General features: G+C 59.3%; 25 protein-coding genes. 2 read left to right on the top strand and 23 right to left on the bottom strand.

Annotated elements, in window-relative coordinates; all coding sequences use genetic code 11:
• Positions 1-78 precede the first annotated feature (78 nt).
• Together AUK77_RS00285 and AUK77_RS00280 are read right to left on the bottom strand one after the other, a co-directional pair.
• Positions 79-1,200 (bottom strand): restriction endonuclease subunit S, encoded by a 1,122-nt coding sequence (locus AUK77_RS00285; RefSeq protein ID WP_296125122.1) that lies wholly within the window; start codon positions 1,198-1,200, stop codon positions 79-81.
• Positions 1,197-2,651, bottom strand: coding sequence for an N-6 DNA methylase (locus AUK77_RS00280; RefSeq protein ID WP_296125121.1), 1,455 nt, complete (start codon positions 2,649-2,651; stop codon positions 1,197-1,199). Before AUK77_RS00280 ends, AUK77_RS00285 begins: the two co-directional genes overlap by 4 nt.
• 590 nt (positions 2,652-3,241) lie before the next feature.
• Between AUK77_RS00280 and AUK77_RS00275 the strand changes: the two genes are divergently transcribed.
• The gene (locus tag AUK77_RS00275) at positions 3,242-4,240 is read left to right on the top strand and encodes a site-specific integrase (RefSeq protein WP_296125119.1); all 999 of its coding nucleotides are present in this window, start codon (positions 3,242-3,244) and stop codon (positions 4,238-4,240) included.
• Here the strand turns inward: AUK77_RS00275 and AUK77_RS00270 are convergent, their stop codons facing one another.
• From AUK77_RS00270 to AUK77_RS00170, 21 genes are all read right to left on the bottom strand, one after another.
• Positions 4,241-4,546, bottom strand: coding sequence for a hypothetical protein (locus AUK77_RS00270; RefSeq protein ID WP_296125118.1), 306 nt, complete (start codon positions 4,544-4,546; stop codon positions 4,241-4,243).
• Positions 4,543-5,010 carry a hypothetical protein gene (locus AUK77_RS00265; RefSeq protein WP_296125117.1) on the bottom strand — a complete coding sequence of 156 codons (468 nt, stop codon included), beginning with the start codon at positions 5,008-5,010 and terminating at the stop codon, positions 4,543-4,545. Before AUK77_RS00265 ends, AUK77_RS00270 begins: the two co-directional genes overlap by 4 nt.
• A complete protein-coding gene (locus tag AUK77_RS00260) occupies positions 5,007-5,327 on the bottom strand; it encodes a hypothetical protein (protein WP_296125116.1) in 321 nt (106 codons plus the stop codon). The genes AUK77_RS00265 and AUK77_RS00260 overlap by 4 nt, the downstream gene beginning before the upstream one ends.
• Positions 5,324-6,802 carry a DNA cytosine methyltransferase gene (locus tag AUK77_RS00255; protein WP_296125114.1) on the bottom strand — a complete coding sequence of 493 codons (1,479 nt, stop codon included), beginning with the start codon at positions 6,800-6,802 and terminating at the stop codon, positions 5,324-5,326. The genes AUK77_RS00260 and AUK77_RS00255 overlap by 4 nt, the downstream gene beginning before the upstream one ends.
• Positions 6,799-7,092, bottom strand: a complete 294-nt coding sequence (locus AUK77_RS00250) for a hypothetical protein (protein WP_296125112.1) — start codon at positions 7,090-7,092, stop codon at positions 6,799-6,801. The genes AUK77_RS00255 and AUK77_RS00250 overlap by 4 nt, the downstream gene beginning before the upstream one ends.
• Before the next feature lie 190 nt (positions 7,093-7,282).
• Positions 7,283-7,528 (bottom strand): hypothetical protein, encoded by a 246-nt coding sequence (locus AUK77_RS00245; RefSeq protein WP_296125111.1) that lies wholly within the window; start codon positions 7,526-7,528, stop codon positions 7,283-7,285.
• Positions 7,525-8,310, bottom strand: a complete 786-nt coding sequence (locus AUK77_RS00240) for a hypothetical protein (protein WP_296125110.1) — start codon at positions 8,308-8,310, stop codon at positions 7,525-7,527. The genes AUK77_RS00245 and AUK77_RS00240 overlap by 4 nt, the downstream gene beginning before the upstream one ends.
• On the bottom strand, positions 8,307-8,882 hold the full coding sequence (locus AUK77_RS00235; RefSeq protein WP_296125108.1) for a phosphohydrolase: 576 nt from the start codon (positions 8,880-8,882) through the stop codon (positions 8,307-8,309). Before AUK77_RS00235 ends, AUK77_RS00240 begins: the two co-directional genes overlap by 4 nt.
• Complete coding sequence (locus AUK77_RS00230) at positions 8,879-9,448, bottom strand: 3'-5' exonuclease (protein ID WP_296125107.1); 570 nt, start codon at positions 9,446-9,448, stop codon at positions 8,879-8,881. Before AUK77_RS00230 ends, AUK77_RS00235 begins: the two co-directional genes overlap by 4 nt.
• Complete coding sequence (locus tag AUK77_RS00225; RefSeq protein WP_090248740.1) at positions 9,445-9,657, bottom strand: hypothetical protein; 213 nt, start codon at positions 9,655-9,657, stop codon at positions 9,445-9,447. The genes AUK77_RS00230 and AUK77_RS00225 overlap by 4 nt, the downstream gene beginning before the upstream one ends.
• Positions 9,657-10,214, bottom strand: a complete 558-nt coding sequence (locus AUK77_RS00220) for a hypothetical protein (RefSeq protein ID WP_296125105.1) — start codon at positions 10,212-10,214, stop codon at positions 9,657-9,659. The genes AUK77_RS00225 and AUK77_RS00220 overlap by 1 nt, the downstream gene beginning before the upstream one ends.
• Positions 10,215-10,269: 55 nt before the next feature.
• Positions 10,270-11,100: a DUF2303 family protein gene (locus AUK77_RS00215; protein ID WP_296125103.1), complete on the bottom strand. Its 831-nt coding sequence runs from the start codon at positions 11,098-11,100 to the stop codon at positions 10,270-10,272.
• A 54-nt stretch (positions 11,101-11,154) separates the two neighbouring features.
• Positions 11,155-11,499, bottom strand: coding sequence for a hypothetical protein (locus AUK77_RS00210; protein ID WP_296125101.1), 345 nt, complete (start codon positions 11,497-11,499; stop codon positions 11,155-11,157).
• A gap of 40 nt (positions 11,500-11,539) precedes the next feature.
• Positions 11,540-11,788, bottom strand: coding sequence for a pyocin activator PrtN family protein (locus tag AUK77_RS00205; RefSeq protein WP_296125100.1), 249 nt, complete (start codon positions 11,786-11,788; stop codon positions 11,540-11,542).
• Positions 11,785-12,147 (bottom strand): hypothetical protein, encoded by a 363-nt coding sequence (locus AUK77_RS00200; protein WP_296125099.1) that lies wholly within the window; start codon positions 12,145-12,147, stop codon positions 11,785-11,787. Before AUK77_RS00200 ends, AUK77_RS00205 begins: the two co-directional genes overlap by 4 nt.
• 4 nt (positions 12,148-12,151) lie before the next feature.
• Positions 12,152-12,541: a hypothetical protein gene (locus AUK77_RS00195; RefSeq protein WP_296125098.1), complete on the bottom strand. Its 390-nt coding sequence runs from the start codon at positions 12,539-12,541 to the stop codon at positions 12,152-12,154.
• A gap of 2 nt (positions 12,542-12,543) precedes the next feature.
• Complete coding sequence (locus tag AUK77_RS00190; protein WP_296125096.1) at positions 12,544-12,816, bottom strand: phage antirepressor KilAC domain-containing protein; 273 nt, start codon at positions 12,814-12,816, stop codon at positions 12,544-12,546.
• Between the two features lie 10 nt (positions 12,817-12,826).
• A complete protein-coding gene (locus tag AUK77_RS00185; RefSeq protein ID WP_296125094.1) occupies positions 12,827-13,405 on the bottom strand; it encodes a deoxynucleotide monophosphate kinase in 579 nt (192 codons plus the stop codon).
• On the bottom strand, positions 13,402-13,632 hold the full coding sequence (locus AUK77_RS00180; protein ID WP_296125092.1) for a hypothetical protein: 231 nt from the start codon (positions 13,630-13,632) through the stop codon (positions 13,402-13,404). The genes AUK77_RS00185 and AUK77_RS00180 overlap by 4 nt, the downstream gene beginning before the upstream one ends.
• A complete protein-coding gene (locus AUK77_RS00175; protein WP_296125091.1) occupies positions 13,629-13,823 on the bottom strand; it encodes a hypothetical protein in 195 nt (64 codons plus the stop codon). The genes AUK77_RS00180 and AUK77_RS00175 overlap by 4 nt, the downstream gene beginning before the upstream one ends.
• 95 nt (positions 13,824-13,918) lie before the next feature.
• Entirely contained in the window at positions 13,919-14,650 is a 732-nt protein-coding gene (locus AUK77_RS00170; RefSeq protein WP_296125089.1) for a helix-turn-helix transcriptional regulator, read from the bottom strand.
• Between the two features lie 98 nt (positions 14,651-14,748).
• Here AUK77_RS00170 and AUK77_RS00165 point away from each other — a divergent pair, with 98 nt between their 5' ends.
• Complete coding sequence (locus AUK77_RS00165) at positions 14,749-14,979, top strand: YdaS family helix-turn-helix protein (protein WP_296125088.1); 231 nt, start codon at positions 14,749-14,751, stop codon at positions 14,977-14,979.
• Positions 14,980-15,149: the final 170 nt, after the last annotated feature.

The raw sequence follows: 15,149 nt of genomic DNA, 5'->3' as shown, positions 1-15,149 counted from the left end.
CGAAGATCAATTTACGCCCACGCAAACGCCTGGGCTGGAAGACACCGTACGAAGTGTATGCAGGGGTGAGCGTTGCACTTATGGGTTGAATTCAGGAGTGATTTGTTTTTGAGTTGCAATGTTTGGCAGGTCTATTCTGAATTTCGCAACGCTCTTCGCTCCAAGATTTGGCTGCGCTGCACCGTTTTCGTAGGCCTTAATTGACTCACGCCCGACTGGGCTACTCAAATAGTGATAAAGAAAGCGACTATCCAACATGCTTCGCGGTCGAAGTATAACCAGTGAGGACGCAACGGCACCGGTTGTGAGCGGATCGACTAGCGCTGTTTTACCCAGCGTTGCTCCGCGAAGGCAGTACACCAGATCCCCAGTCTGAATTTTCCCGCTCCGAAGTGTTTTGAACTTTTCTTCGGTTATGAAATTCATCTCGCTTTCAGATAGCGTTCCGTCCGGTCGAATATGGCCTGTGTTAATCCAAGGAATTCCCGAGTCGACGTATTCATGTCGATTCGGATAATTCTTGCCACGATCCCCATTCTCAAAATCACAGACATCACCCAGTGCGTATTCCACCCACCCCTCACCCCGCTCCGTGAAAACGGATTGCAGGTGGCTTTCGAACAAGGCGCGGGCGTTCTGGAGGTTCTTTTCGGCGTTGGCTTTGGCCGTGGCGATGCTGTCGAAGGCTTCGTCGAGGATAGCGACGATACGGTGTTGTTCGGGGAGGGGGGGGATTGCAATCTGGATCGCCTTGTAAGCATTACCGTCAAGGTTGCGAATCCCCGTTGAATGACTTTGCATGCCTTCCGTTACACCTGACAAGTACGTCCAGAAAAGCTGCTTGTGCAGAAATCTGAAGTCCAACTCGTTTGGAATCTTTATACGAATCGCTGCTGTGAAGTTGCTGAACGAGAACGCCCCATCGTCCTTGTCGAACAAGGCAACTCTCCCAACAGGCTGTTTAGGTCCGCCACCTGATTTTTCGAGAATGATGTCGCCAAATTGCAGTCGGCGTTTCTCGAATTTCTTGATCTCGACATCAAGGTAGGCAATGTCCGAATCGTCGAGCGCCCCATCCTTAGTGAAATTCGTATTCCGAATCACACCAACATTGACGAAAGGTTCCTTTTCCCCTTTCCAGAGACCGTTGGAGAATTCGCAGGCTTCGTCCAGCGTCTTTGTTTTCCAGCCTTCCTTCATAACAGCGCCCTAATATTTGCCAGCACTTCTGCGCTCTCGGCATCCAGCGCGGCGATCTCGTCCATGATGGCCTGCGGGCTGCGGTGAATGACTTCTTCGCCGCCGTTCGGGTTCTTCACCGACAGGTCGTAGGTGGCGGTATCAATCGCCGCCACATCGACGCTCCAGCTTTTGCCGGAGTCGGCTTTGCTCTGTTGCAGTTCGACAAACTCGGCCAAATCGGCATCGTTGAGCGGGTTGGTTTTGCCCATGTTGCGGCCGGGGTCGAGCTGGTAATACCAGACCTTATGCGTGGGTGCGCCCTTCTCGAAGAACAGCACCACGGTCTTCACGCCCGCACCCAGAAAGGTGCCGCCGGGGCAGTCCAGCACCGTGTGCAGGTTGCAGCTTTCCAGCAGCAGCTTGCGCAGGCTGACCGAGGCGTTGTCGGTGTTGCTGAGGAAGGTGTTTTTGATCACCACCGCGCCGCGCCCGCCAGCCTTGAGGATCTTGATGAAGTGCTGGAGGAAGAGGAAGGCGGTTTCGCCAGTCTTGATCGGGAAGTTCTGTTGGACCTCTTTGCGTTCCTTACCGCCAAACGGTGGGTTGGCCAGCACCACATCAAAACGGTCTTTGTCCTGAATGTCGCTGAGGTTTTCCGCCAGCGTGTTGGTGTGGATGATGTTCGGCGCTTCGATGCCATGCAGGATCATGTTCATGATGGCGATAACGTAGGCGAGGCTCTTCTTTTCCTTGCCGTAGAAGGTGCGCTTTTGCAGGGTTGCCTGCTGGCTGGTGGTGAGGTTCGGCTGGTTGCTCATAAAGTCGAAGGCTTCACAGAGGAAGCCAGCGGAACCCACTGCGCCGTCGTAAATCCGCTGACCAATCTGCGGGTTGACCACCTTGATCATCGCGCGGATCAGCGGGCGCGGTGTGTAGTACTCGCCGCCGTTGCGCCCGGCGTTGCCCATGTTCTTGATTTTGGCTTCGTAGAGGTGCGACAGCTCGTGCTTCTCGGTCTGCGAGCGGAAGCGCAGGCTGTCGACGATTTCCAGCACTTCACGCAGGTTGTAGCCGCTCTGGATGCGGTTTTGGATCTCGCCGAAGATCTCGCCAATCTTGTACTGGATGGTGTCCGGGCCGGTGGCCTTTTGCTTGAAGCCATGCAGGTAAGGAAACAGCTTGTCGTTCACAAAGCGTTTGAGGTCATCGCCCGTGAGTGCGCTGTTGTGGTCAATGCTGCCGTTATCCAGCTTCGGCGCGGCCCAGCGGCCCCAGCGATATTCCGGGTCGAGGATGTACAGGTAATACTTGCCCTCCAGCTCGGCCTCCAGGGCTTTGTCCTGCTCCAGTGCATCGAGGTACTTGAGGAATAGCAGCCATGAGGACTGCTCGGTGTAGTCGAGCTCGCTGGTGCAGCCGGCATCCTTGTGCAGGATGTCGTCGATGTTCTTGAAGGCTTGTTCAAACATGAAGAGGGAGGCCAGTGTTGCCGGGCGGAAGTGCCAAGCCGGCCACTCTACCGGAACTGGCTGGGCCGACAAAGACGGCCACTGCACTGCAATGGCGGTGAGCGCTCATTGCTTTAGCTTGGGGTGGTTTAACGCTTTGCTCCCTGTGCCATGCGTAATCGCCGCGCCGCTGATTTGGATGGGCGTCGGCGGCTTGCCGTGTGCCTGCGTGGCGGTGGCCTGCCGATCCTGCGTGAGCTGGTGTTTGGCGGCTCAACGGTGGGTAGACGTTCCGACCCAACTCGATCTACTCACACATCTACTCACAGCCCAGTTGGCTTAAAGCAAAAGGCAGGGAATTGCAGGCAATAAAAAACCGGCTCAGATGGCCGGTTTTCTATGGGTTTCAGGTCGTTTCGGTACGTCCTGAAGTATTTGTATGGTGCCCCGGGGGGGACTCTAAAGCCTTTGGCAGTTGTCGCCAGTTTTCGGCAGTTTCCGTCAGGCCCAGCATTAGTGGGGCTTTCAGGGTTTTTGCTGCTGTCAGTTTCGGGCGTTTTCGTGCAGTTCCGTGATAGCCTTTACGCCAAAATTACGCCAAGGGGGCGGTTGTGGCGTCATTCAGAAAACGGAGCGGTGGCTGGCGTGCCGAGGTCGTTAAGCGCGGTGTGCGGGAGTCGCAGACTTTCCCGACTAAAGCTCAGGCTCAGGCTTGGGCTACTCAGCGCGAGGCCGAGATACTGGCCGGCGTTCCTGGGCACTCCGCTGGTGTAAGTTCGAGTCTTTCAGATGCACTCAAACGATACAAGGAAGAAGTATCGCCGACTAAAGCCGGGCAGCGCTGGGAAGAGGTGCGGCTGGACAAGCTGGACAATGACCTGGAGTTTGCCGGCGAGCGTATTGGTGATGTGACGGCTGACCAGATTGCAGAGTGGCGCGATGCTCGGCTGAAGAAAGTCGCCTCGCCAACGGTGCGGCGTGAGATGACGTTGCTGTCATCAGTGTTTGAGATCGCCAAGCGTGAGTGGCGTTGGTGCGCGACCAACCCGGTGCGGGAAGTGAAGCGCCCAAGCAATGCGCGGCCACGTGACCGGCGCATTCAGCCTGAGGAAGAACGCAAGCTGCTCGATAGGCTTGGCTATGTTGAGGGTGCGAAGCCTGAGACCCTGCAGCAGGAATTGGCCTATGCCTTCCTAATTGCCATCGAAACGGCCATGCGCCAGGGTGAGATTCTGGGGTTAACCAAGGCCACCACTCACCTTGCCAAGCGCTATGTGCGGCTGGATGCCACAAAGAATGGTGACAGCCGTAACGTGCCTTTGAGTTTGCGGGCTGTAGGTTTGCTGCAGTTAATGCTTGATGCGGCTGGCGATCGGCAGGCCCTGTTCCGGCTCAAGTCTGCCTCGGCTGATGCGATGTTCCGCAAGGTGCGTGATGAGCTGGGGATTGTGGATCTGCACTTCCATGACACGCGGCATGAGGCGACCACGCGCTTGGCCAGGAAGCTGGATGTGCTTGATCTGGCCCGGATGACTGGGCACCGGGATCCGCGTTCGCTGATGGTGTACTACAACGCCACGGCCACCGAAGTGGCCGGTCGGTTGGATTGATCAGGCGGCCTTGCGGCCAGGCCTTGGGGCGGGAAGTTTGGAGCGGTTCTGTCGAGCCCAAGTGATGACCTCTGCCGCAAACCAACGCTTTGCTGCTCTGGCGCCAGTCAGGCAGGGTTGCAGAGGTGCTGGGAAATCCGGGCGGGTTACCACGCGGCGCTCTGTGGTGTCGGTGGCCAGCTTGAGATAGGCAGCAATGTCTTCTGCCGTCCACAGTTCATCGGCTGGCATCACGCGCGGGGTGCTTAGCTGGGTGACCAGCGAATGAATAGCCGCCACCAATTCTGCTGGATCGATCTGGTTCATGCGGCCTCCTTTGCAGACCATGCGCCGAACCGTTCAAAGATGTAGGCGGCGTGGGTTTCTGTCAGTGTGGTGTCGTAGGGCATGGCAATCCACGCCATGCCGACAAAGTGTTTAGGGTTGCAGGTGGCGCGCAGCTGTTCGGCCCTTGGGCCGATTACGTCTTCTAAGTGGGCGGCGAGGTAGATGCCGTCCAGCGCCAGTTCTTCGCTTTTCATGTAGTGCTCGCCGTTGGGTGAGCGGTGCAGGCCTGCCAAGTAGATCGTCCAGTTGTGCGGGATATCGCAGAGCGAATCCACCAGGGCGCGGCGGGCGTTGGTGGTGATGGCGGCGGCGCTCTTCCAGTTGATCAGCGTGTGCAGGTTGCTGCTTTCCAGATCCAGCACGGCCACGTGGTTGGTGCGCAGCATGGCGCGGCTGTAGCGCATCATGCGGGCATGGGCGCTGTTGGGTTTGCGCTTGGTCATGCCGCCTCCTTCATTTGATGACAGATCCTGTACCCGCGCGTGTGACCCATAGCCCCGTGAGTGGGATGAATGATTGGCATCGATGCGTTGAACTCGATCAGTCCGGCGCGCGTTAGCTCGTCAAATGCAGTCGCCACTAAGTCTTGGCGCATGCCGGTAGCTTGGCGCAGGGTCATACGCCGCACCCATTCACCGTCTGCTTTTTGGAGGCGCTCCAAGATGATCCGTTTGGCAGTGCGTGCATCGTAAGCGGCGTAGGGTTCGTGCTTGTTTGCAGGGGCGCGGCTTGGGGCCGTGAATAGTTCGAGCTGGCTCATGCCGCCACCTCGCCAGTTTGCTGATCCACCAGGTTGGCGCGTACCAGTGCGGCGGCAACCGGTGGGCAGACGCTGTTGCCGACCATACGCACTTGGGCTTTTTTGCTGAGTGGGGTGCCGTCTGCCAGGCGGTTGTGGATGTAGTCGGCGGGGAAGCCTTGGGCGGCGAAGAGTTCGTGTGGCTCAAGCATGCGCATGCCGATATCGACAATGCGCCACGGCTCGCCGCGCACCATCACCAAGCCCATGCGGTCGACGGTGGTGATGGTGTGCAGCGGGTCGGCCAGTGTTTGGCCTTCGCCCTGGCCGTAGTACTTGATCAGGAACGCCTGCACCAAGGCAGACTTGCCGCCGCCACCGTCTGCTGTGATGGTGCCGAGCGGGCGATCCATTGCATGGCCGGTGCTGGTACCGAAGTCGCGCTGGATGTGGGCCGTTACCAAGGCGTTATGGTCAACGGTGGTCACGGTTGAGAGCGGGTCGGTCAGGCTGCTGCCCGGGCCGGTGTAGTTGCCGCCGTAGTGCTTGGCCAAAAACGCGGTGACCAATGCAAAGTGCCCGCCCTTTACCTCAGCGCAGATGGTGCGCAGGGGTTCGCTGGCTGGCATGTTGCGCTGGCTGCTGCCGTTGGCGTGTTCGGTGATAAACCCAGCCTTGTTGTTGACGATGTAGGGCGTGCGCGCATCGATCACGAAGCGCTTTAAACCCCGGGCAATACGGGCCAAGGTTTTGTCGGCCAGTGGCTTTTTGCGGGTGAAGATCGACGGGCAGGGGATGGACCAGTCGATGATGTCACCGGCTGTGCGCCACGGCTTAAGTTGGCCGCTTTTAACGGCGGGGCTTGCTGGGTCACCATGGGTGGGCGCGGGCCAGGTGATGGGCTGGCCATCGCGGCGGCAGATCATAAACAGGCGCTTGCGGATGGTGGCGGCACCGTAGTCGCAGCCGCGCAGCTCTTTCCATTCCACCTGGTAGCCTTGGCGGCGCAGTGCGTTGACGAAGGTGGTGAAGGTGCGGCCCTTGTTCTTGGGGCATGGTCGGCCATCTACATTGATCGGCCCCCAGGTCACAAACTCTTCGACGTTCTCCAGCATGATGACGCGCGGGCGCACGGTGGCGGCGTAACGCAGGGCCACCCACGCGAGGCCGCGAATCTCTTTGCTCACCGGCACATTGCCTTTGGCTTTGCTGAAGTGTTTGCAGTCCGGGCTAAACCAGCACAGCTCAACCGGCTGCGTGCCTACGATGTCGCGCGGGTTGACCTCCCACACTGATTCGCAAAAGTGGCGGGTGTGCGGGTGGTTGGTGGTGTGCATGGCCACGGCATCGGGGGCGTGGTTGATGGCGATATCGACCGGCCGACCGAGGCCAAGCTCGATGCCGGTGGACGCGCCGCCGCCGCCCGCAAAGTTGTCGATCACCAAGCCGCCGAAGTTGAAGCTGGGCTGGGGGTGGATGCGGTAGAGGTTGGTCATGCTGCACCGCCTTGTTTGCGGTTACGTTCTACCCGGCGCTGGCGTTTGGCTTCTGCTTTCTCGATGCGCGCCAAGTCTGCAGCGCTGAGGCGTTTGGCTGGTTTGGGTGCTGGCATGCTTGGCAAGGCACTGTGGTGATAAGGCGAAACCATAATTGCTGGCATGGCAGCCAAAAGCGCCAGCCCCAGCTTTCTGCCGATGATTCCGCTACCACTGCCAACCACGGCAATGCGCATCGGTTTAGGATCAATGCTGCCGTGTGGGCGGGATACTGAATAGTTGGTGGTCATGGGCGTGGCTCCTGTTGCTGGCGTTTGTCAGCATCAACAACCTCAACAGGCTCTAGCTGGTGCTCGCATTTGCCATCAAAGCCGCACTTTTTAGCGTTGATGACCGAGCCGCACATAGCGCGCCCGCCGTGAAGCAAGCCGCGCACTGCGCATAATGGCCGCTGCTCTACATGCCCGATGGTTCCGACGGTTACGGGCATTGGTCGCGCTCCTGCTGGCCTGGAATCATCGCTTCTAGGGCGTGAAGAACATTGCACAAAGGCGCATGTAGCTTTCTGATTTCCTCAGAAGCTAGAGAGTATTTTTCGTATGCGGCTTTGCTGGCTTTGTCGTCGGTTTCTGCATATTGGACGGCATACATCGCTGCCATATTTTTCAGCCGGTTTGCCTCGGCAATCAGGTGATCGCTAAGACCGTTTGCGATGTCGGTTATCACGCTTCACCTCCCGCGCTTGGCGCTGATTGGCTTTGCCCCTTAGGTGACAGCTCTAATCCGTTGAGACGCGCAACTTCACGACGGCACGCTTCAAAGCCCCGGATCATTGCCGCACCGTATTCGCCCATGGTGTTGTCGGTTCGCTTTAGCGGCTCAGGGATAATCACGCTTACTGCTTTGTGTTCTGCCTGCTCAGCCAACGGGGTGGCCGCTGCTGTGGCCGCAGTGGCTGCGCCACAATTCGCGCAGCGCACATAGGCTTTGTATGGTTCAGGTGCTCCAGTCTCGGCTTGGCATTTGTGACAGCGGTAGGCAATAGGCTCGGGAGCGTTGAGAAGCGCACAGCGCAGTGCAATATCCATATCGCCAAACGGCATGTAGGCCTCTTCGGCGGCGGTGATCATTTCTGGTGTTGGCTCAACCGGTACAGGCTTCCACCCCTCCGGCACCATCTGGCGCGCATCCTCACTATGGTCTGCTGCGCTGTTGGCTAAGTGCCAAGGCGTCCAATACCCATCATCCATCGGTACCGAAAGTGGCTGGCCGGGGCCGTTCCAGCGGAGGCCGTAGCGGGGCAGACCTTCGCCTTCTGGTGGGCGTGGCGGTAGTTCTGGTGTGAGGCCGCGCAGTTGGGTGCAGGCAGCTTCCAGCTGCTCGATCTGGTTCCAGTTGCAGTGAATGATGTCGATCAGCTCGCGGATGGCTTCCTGCTTGGATTTGCGCTCATAGCGCTTGATCATGCTGCGCCGGTCGTTGCCGCCGCGTACTTCAAAGACGCTCATGCCGTAGCCCTCGCGCGGTGGGTGGTGGCCAGCAGTTGCATCAGCCGGTTTTGGTAGTGGATCGCGGCTGTGGCTGGCGTCCATGAAGGGATGATGTGCGGTGCGGGCGTGATGCCGTTTAGGCAAGGCCATGGCTCCGGGTGGGCGGGCATGAGGTCGCGCTTTTCGGTGGCCAGTGCAATCAGGTCGGCGTGTTTTACGCTGGGCGGCAGCACTGGGGAGAGGTTGAAGCGCTCGCAGATGGCTTCCCATACGCGCTGTTCGGTCACTTCATAGGTGCACGCCAAGCCGTGGCAGTGTGCCCAGTCGCGCATGCCCTCTTTCAGCGGGCGCACCAGGTCGCCCACGTAGGCTTCGGTGGCGTCGTGTAGCAGGGCGGCGAGTTGATCTTCTGCCGGTACCAGATCGGCCACCAAGTAGCAGTGCTGCGCCACGCTGTAGAAGCTGCTGGTATGCCCATTGAAGCGGCATTGCATGCTTAGGCTGTGGGCAATATCGGCTGGTTGCACCATGTCGGCGGTTGGGTTGGCCAGGTCGAACTTCTGGCCGCTGCGGGTGATGATCCAGCTCATACAAGTGCCCCCACTTGCAGTGTCTGGTGCATGTTCAGCGCCATCAGCAGTTGCTTGGCCTCATGCATGGCGTCATCCAGAGCGTGGTGCTTGGTGCCTTCGAAGGGCAGCGTCTTGGCTTCCGGGTAAAGGGCAAGCAGGGTGCGCAGGTCGCGGTCGTTCCAGAACATCCATGGGCGCTGGATGTTGCAGGCATCAAAGGCGTTGCCGACGATTACGTTGTCGAAGCTGCTGCCGTTGCCCCATAGCAGGGCCTTCTTGCTCGGCTGTTCGCCGGCATTCATGCCCATGAAAGCGGCAAGCTCTTCTAGCGCCCATTCCAGAGGGTGGCCGCCGGGGTTGAATATCTCTGCGCGCGCAGCTTCTTCCTGCTGCAGCCACCACTCGATGGTGCTGGCATCTACTTGCAGGCCCGCTTGAAGGGCGCTCTCAAGGCGTACGCGGCGGTAGAGGCCGCCGTTGATTGTGCCTTGCTCGATGCGTACGCAGCCGATGGCCACGATGGCTGCATGTGAGCCTTTGCCCATGGTCTCTAGGTCGAGCACGTAGTGGGTTGAGTTGATCATGCGTCACCCCACTCGGCAGGTTGCTTGCCTTTGATGCGCAGCGCTTCGTCGATGTCGTAAACCTGCTGCATGAGGTTGGCCATGGTGGTTTCTGCGCGTGCTGCGTCTTTGGCGTTGAGGCTGTAAATCTGGTGACGCAGGCGCTTGAGGTTGTCCATGTGGGCGGCGCGGGCGCGCAGTTGGTCGTTGGTGGTGATGGCGGTGTCCATTAGGCAGCCGCCTTGGCAGCTTGCTGCTCGTTGGCTTCTTGGGCGGCGAGGGTGGTTTGCAGGCGCTCGGCCAGGTTGAGCACGCGCTGCTGCATTTGTGTGGCGAAGCGGGCTTCGTCTGGAAGGTGCAGGGCGGTGTAGGTGTTTGCGGCTACTTGCAGTTGGTTAGCCGCGGCTTGCAGGGTGATGCGGTCATCATGGTTGAATGGGTTGGCGCGGCGGGCATAGGTTTTTATGCGGGCGTCGGCGTCTTGCATGATGGCTTCAAGCTGGGCTTGGTGGTGTTGCTGTTTGGCCAGCAGTTCGTTTACGTGCGCTTCGCAGTGGTCGGCGCGTTCGGCTGTTTCTGTTTGGCGGGTGAGCAGCGCGGCCAGGCGGGCGGTGAGGCTCTCGATTGAACGCAGGGCGTTTTGCAGTGCTTTGGCCTGTTGGTTGTGCAGTGCTTGGTTGTTGAGGCGCTGCGCGCGTGCGCCGGTGCCGAGGCCTACGCGGTAGGCGAGCAGGGCGGCAAATGCGGCGCTGAGCAGGGCGACAAAGATGAAGTTGATAAGGGTCATGTGCTGTGCCTTTTGGGTGGATGCCGGGTGGTAAGCCCGGCAGGGGTGGGTGGGGTTAGTTGCCGATTGCGAAGGTGCCGATGGTGAGCGGTACAAAGCCGCCTACCTCGCGCTCAAGTACTTGCTTGAACTCGATGGCGATGGCTTCACGCTGGGCTTCTTCACCGATCCAGCGCAGCTTGAGTACGGGCTTGTCTTCACCGGTGATGACCGAAAGGCGCAGGGTGATGGTCGATTCGCCCAGGCCTTCGAACGGCACAACCTGGAAGAGGAAAGCCGTGGGCAGGGTTTCTTGGCTTTTGGCCTCGATGTCATCCATGGAGCTGCGCGAGGCGCTGAAGTCCCCGACCGAGCTGTCGCGCTGGCTGGTGGCTTTGATGGTCATCTTGCGGATGCCGCTGATGGCGGCGGCGATGGTCAGCGTTTCGTCGCTTGCGGTGGCGATGATGTGCGGTGCCCAGTCTTCCAGCCATTCGGCCAAGGCTTGCTGGCCGAGGGATTTGCCCGCAATTGCCTGCACGGCGGTGTAGGCAGCGGATGGCTTGAGGGTGAGTGTGGCGCGGTCGTCGCCGTGGCCGGGTAGATCAGGGTTGCCAAGGTTGAAGATGACGGTGGCCGACATGGCGTCTTGGTCGATAAAGCCCGCCGATTCGATTTCCAGCCCGGCGCGGATGTGGCCCTCGACATACTTGCTGAAGTCGCGCAGTGATTGGGTTTTCAAGCCGCCGCGAAAGCGATCGCGGGCTGGCTGAAATTTTTCAAGGCTGTGCAGGCTGACGGAGTCCGGCAGTACAACCACGTTGGTGCCGCCGTCGATGCTGATGGGCTTGGCTGCAGCGGCCAGTGCTTGGGCTTCGATGTGCTGCAGGGTTTCTTTGTTAAACATGGGTTTGTTCCTTGGTGAGTGGCTTGTGTGATGCGTTAAGCAGGCAGCGGGCGTTTAGTCGCGGGCGTGCACTGGGGTGTCTTGGTTTTTGAACAGCTGGGCGGTTGGGTCGTTTTGGAACAACTCAATGCCGTTGGGGCCGACATACATGGGCGTGTCGAGGGCGGTGTCTTCGCGCTTGGTGCCGCGTTTGGTGGGCTGGGCGAAGTCGAGTTTGTGATTGATCTTCACCTGGTTGCTTTCGCCGATTTGGCTCAGCTCGAAGGTGAGTACCACCTTGCCCTTTTTGCCGTGGTCGATAACGCCGGCTGCTACATCTGAGAGGGCGCGGCCAACTTGCTGGGCAAATACGCCTGCGTTAAGTGAGTTGAAAAACTCGTTGGTGTCGGTTGCTTTCATGTGCTGTGCCTCAGTGGTGATGTTGGCCCTGGTGGGCCGTTTAGGCCGCTGCGGATGCGGCGGCTTGTTTGTCTAGCCAGTCGGCCAGGTTGGTTAGGTAGATGACCCACGGGCTGCGGTTGGAGCTGGGGTCGATCTGTTGCAGCTTTATGTCAAGGTGGCCCGCGCGGATTTTGCGGCGCAGGTGGTTCACGCTGCCGATGTGGGGCAGGTGGTCGGCCAGCAGTTGCTCGGCCGTGATGTAGCTGGCTGCGTATTGTTTGCGCAGTTGTTCGAGGGTGCTGCTCACGGTGCGGCCTCCGCGTTGGGGCGCGTGAAGCGCAGGCGGATGATTTCGGTGATGCCTTCGATGGTTTTGCCCACTTGGCGATCCACCACGTTGCCGTCGATATCGGTGATGACGCAGCCGAACTTGGCCGGGGTGCTGTCAATCAGCGTGACGTGGGGCAGGTAGCCGTCTGGCGTTACGCTGAAGAGCTGGGTGTAGAGGCGCACCAGATCGTCCGCGTGGGGCTGGTTGCTTTGCAGCCGGCCGATAGCCTCGGCACAGGCGTTTTGCACAGTGCTGCGGCTGATAACGCCCGGGTGATCGATGTTCAGCACGGCCAGTTTGAGCGCGCCGATGGCGTGGTTGGCTGGGCTGCTCATGCGGCTAGGCCTTGTCGGCGCGCGCGATTGCTTGCGCATCACTGTAGCTGCCGCTGGCGTAGCGCTTACCAAGCAGCTTGAACTTATTCGCGGTGAGTGTTTCTTCGCGGCAAATTCCAAGCTCTGCGCGTAGCCCCTCGATATAGAACTCCAGATCGCCCATTTCCTCGACTACGTTTTCCCGGTCGAGCGGTTTGTTGTAGATAACAAAACGCTTGATCGCGTCCAATAGCTCGCCCGCTTCGCCGGAAGCGCCAACTGCCATGTGAAGTGCGTTGGCCTTGCCAGGTGTAAGTTGCTGGATGATGTCTTGGCCAGGCTTCACAAGCGCTGCGACCATTGCGGCGTGTGTGGTTGCGTCGATAGCGGCGCGTTGTTCTTGGGTCAGTGACATGGTTAAGCCCTCAATTTGATAATGACGTTGATGCTCAGCTGCTGTGCAAGCCAGGCAATGCCTGCCTCAGTCACCATCACGGTGCCGTAGTGGCTCCAGCCGTTTATGGCTTTGTTCCAGCGGCTGCGGGTTTCGGTGTAGAGGTGGCCTTTGTCGCGGTAGCGGCACGCCAGTTCGCCCTGGTGGTTGATGATGCCGCGCTCGCGCAGCTGGTCGCGCAGCTTGCGCGGGCCCATGCCGAGCACGGCGGCAGCCTGGTTAAGGTCGCGGTTCATGGGCATGGCCTCAGGCTGCGTTACGCAGGCGCTGACGGGCCTGCAAGATGAGCATGAGCTGGGTGACCTGGGCGTACAGATCATCCAGGCTGCCTTCGTTGCGCAGCACGAAGTCGTTGTCGTGGATAACTAGGCCGCTTTCGCTGCTGTGGCTGGCCACGCTGGGGGCATCCGGACGCAGGATATGCACCACGCTGCCGCCGCGCTGGCGTAGCCAGGTGGCCTCATTCTCAAAGCGCACATCACGCACCACCACGCCGCTGTAGCGGGCTTGGTCGATGCTGAGCTGGTTGCCGATGTTCTGCTCAGCCAGCAGCAGCCAAAGGTCAGGGTGCACCAGGTGGCGGCCCCATTCGGTGCCGAGCAGTTGCATTAGCTGGCGGGGGGATTTGCCCAGCCACTCAATGTTCTGTTCTTTGGCTGCGCCTTCCAGCTGGGCCTCGGTGAGGTTGAACATCTGTGCCAGCGCTTGCTTGAGCGGGTCGGCAAAGGCGTAGGACAGCAGCGCGTAATGCGCGGCCAGGTAGCGGGCTACGGTGTCTTTACCGGTGCGGGCGAGGCCGTGCAGGCCGATTAGAAGGTGGCTCATGCTGCGGCCTCCTGTGCGCTTAGCTCGGCTTCACGAGTGTTTTGCGCGTTGGCGATTAGATCGTCCAGGCGGTCGCGCTCTTCGAACGAAAGCGCGCCCAGTAAAAAGCCGGCGCTGGTCATGCCTAACACGCCAGTTGCCCAAAACTGAGCATCAGCCAGGCAAGCGGCTTGGCGGACGCGGGTAAGCCGGCGCTGGAGGGTTGTGATAAAGCCGTCGCGGATCATGCTGCGTCACCCCCGAACGGGCCGAAGTCATCGGCGTGGGTGGTGGCGGGTTTGAGCTGGGTGCGGGTGCCGGTGATCACCACCAACTGGCCGGTGGCCTGCTGGATGCTGAGAACGGTGGCGGGTTTGGATGCGCAGGCCGGGTGTAGATACACCGGGCAGCGGGTGTTGGCGTGCTGTGCTGTGTGCATGGGTTGCTCCGTGACCTTGGTAAGGGGTACGGAGCAAAATTAGCAAAAGCTAAAGCGCTTTGCAATAGCAAATGCTAAATAATTGTAGCGTTTCGTTAGAAGAACATTGCGCCCCAGAATACGCGGCCGATGATTGATATGTTTAGATCAGTCATCTGGTCAGGGTTGTACTCTTCGTCAGGGTGTTCTTCACGGTTGAAGCTGCGCAGCTTTATGCCCCCGCCCGGAAGGCGGTAGAGCTGTTTAACGCGCAATTGGCCTGCATGGTTCAGGGCGTAGATGTCGCCATCAATTACCTGTGTTTTGCTGCGATCAACGCCGACTGTAGCGCCGCTTCGCAGGACAGGCTCCATGCTGTTGCCGTAAATCGGAACGCACACTGCGTGCTCAGGCTGAACGTTGTGGCGGCGCAAGGTGTATTTGCCAAAGCGCAGCTTGAAGCGGGTGTTTTCTTCTATGGCGGTGCGGCCGCTTCCAGCGGATAGCTCTACTTCCTTGAGAAACGGCACTTCTACCTCGTCGTCATCCAGTGGTGTGTCATCGTCCCAGGCACTAATCGGCGTGAGGTTATAGGTCTTAACCTCTTCTAGTACTTGCACTGGGGCGGGGATTTGATCTGGGCTAAGGCCCGGGCTAACCAGTGTGCCGGGGGTTATGCCGATCTTCTCTTCTAGGTTGCGCGCGGCGCGCTCCCCCAGCGCCCTGTGGCCTGTCAGCAGTTGAGACAGGTGAGAGGCGTTAAGGTCGTATTTGTCAGCGAAGTCCTTTTGGGACATCTCGCCCATGATTTGGCGCAGGGCTGCTATGCGTAGTTGGCTCATATCCATCCCTGAATGGTTGCGCGCTGTTAGCGTTTAGTAAATTACGGTTTGCTATTGCGTGTGCGTTTAGCAGTTGCTAATCTGGCCGCTAATTGGAGGTGCACATGACGTTGCTCGATTACATCAAAGCCTTAGATAAGCCTCAGCTTGAGGCCTTTGCCCTTAGCTGCCGCACTACGGTTGGGCAGCTGCGGCAAGTCGCTTATGAGAACCGGCGCGCCAGTGCTGCTCTGGCTATTGAGATTGATCGCAACTCTGGCGGCTCTGTTCCTTGCGAATCTTTGCGCCCTGACATTGATTGGCAGTACCTGCGGCATTCATCTGCTGCAGCTTGAGCAACAAACCTGACGCCTCGGCGGCAGGTGCAATAGAGGCGGGGAACTGGGCGCCACTCACCAAGAATAGGCCCAGCCCCTGCGTTCCGGTGGAGCGGTTACCAGCCGCAACACCTCAACAACCGAAGCCCCCGAGGCACAGCACGTACACAGGGGGTTTTGGCTGCTGT

It is taken from the genome of Pseudomonas sp. Ga0074129 (assembly GCA_001465025.1).
Taxonomy (GTDB): Bacteria; Pseudomonadota; Gammaproteobacteria; order Pseudomonadales; family Pseudomonadaceae; genus Aquipseudomonas.
The sequence above is the reverse complement of the archived record's forward strand: the minus strand, read 5'-3'. Positions and strand labels throughout refer to the sequence as shown.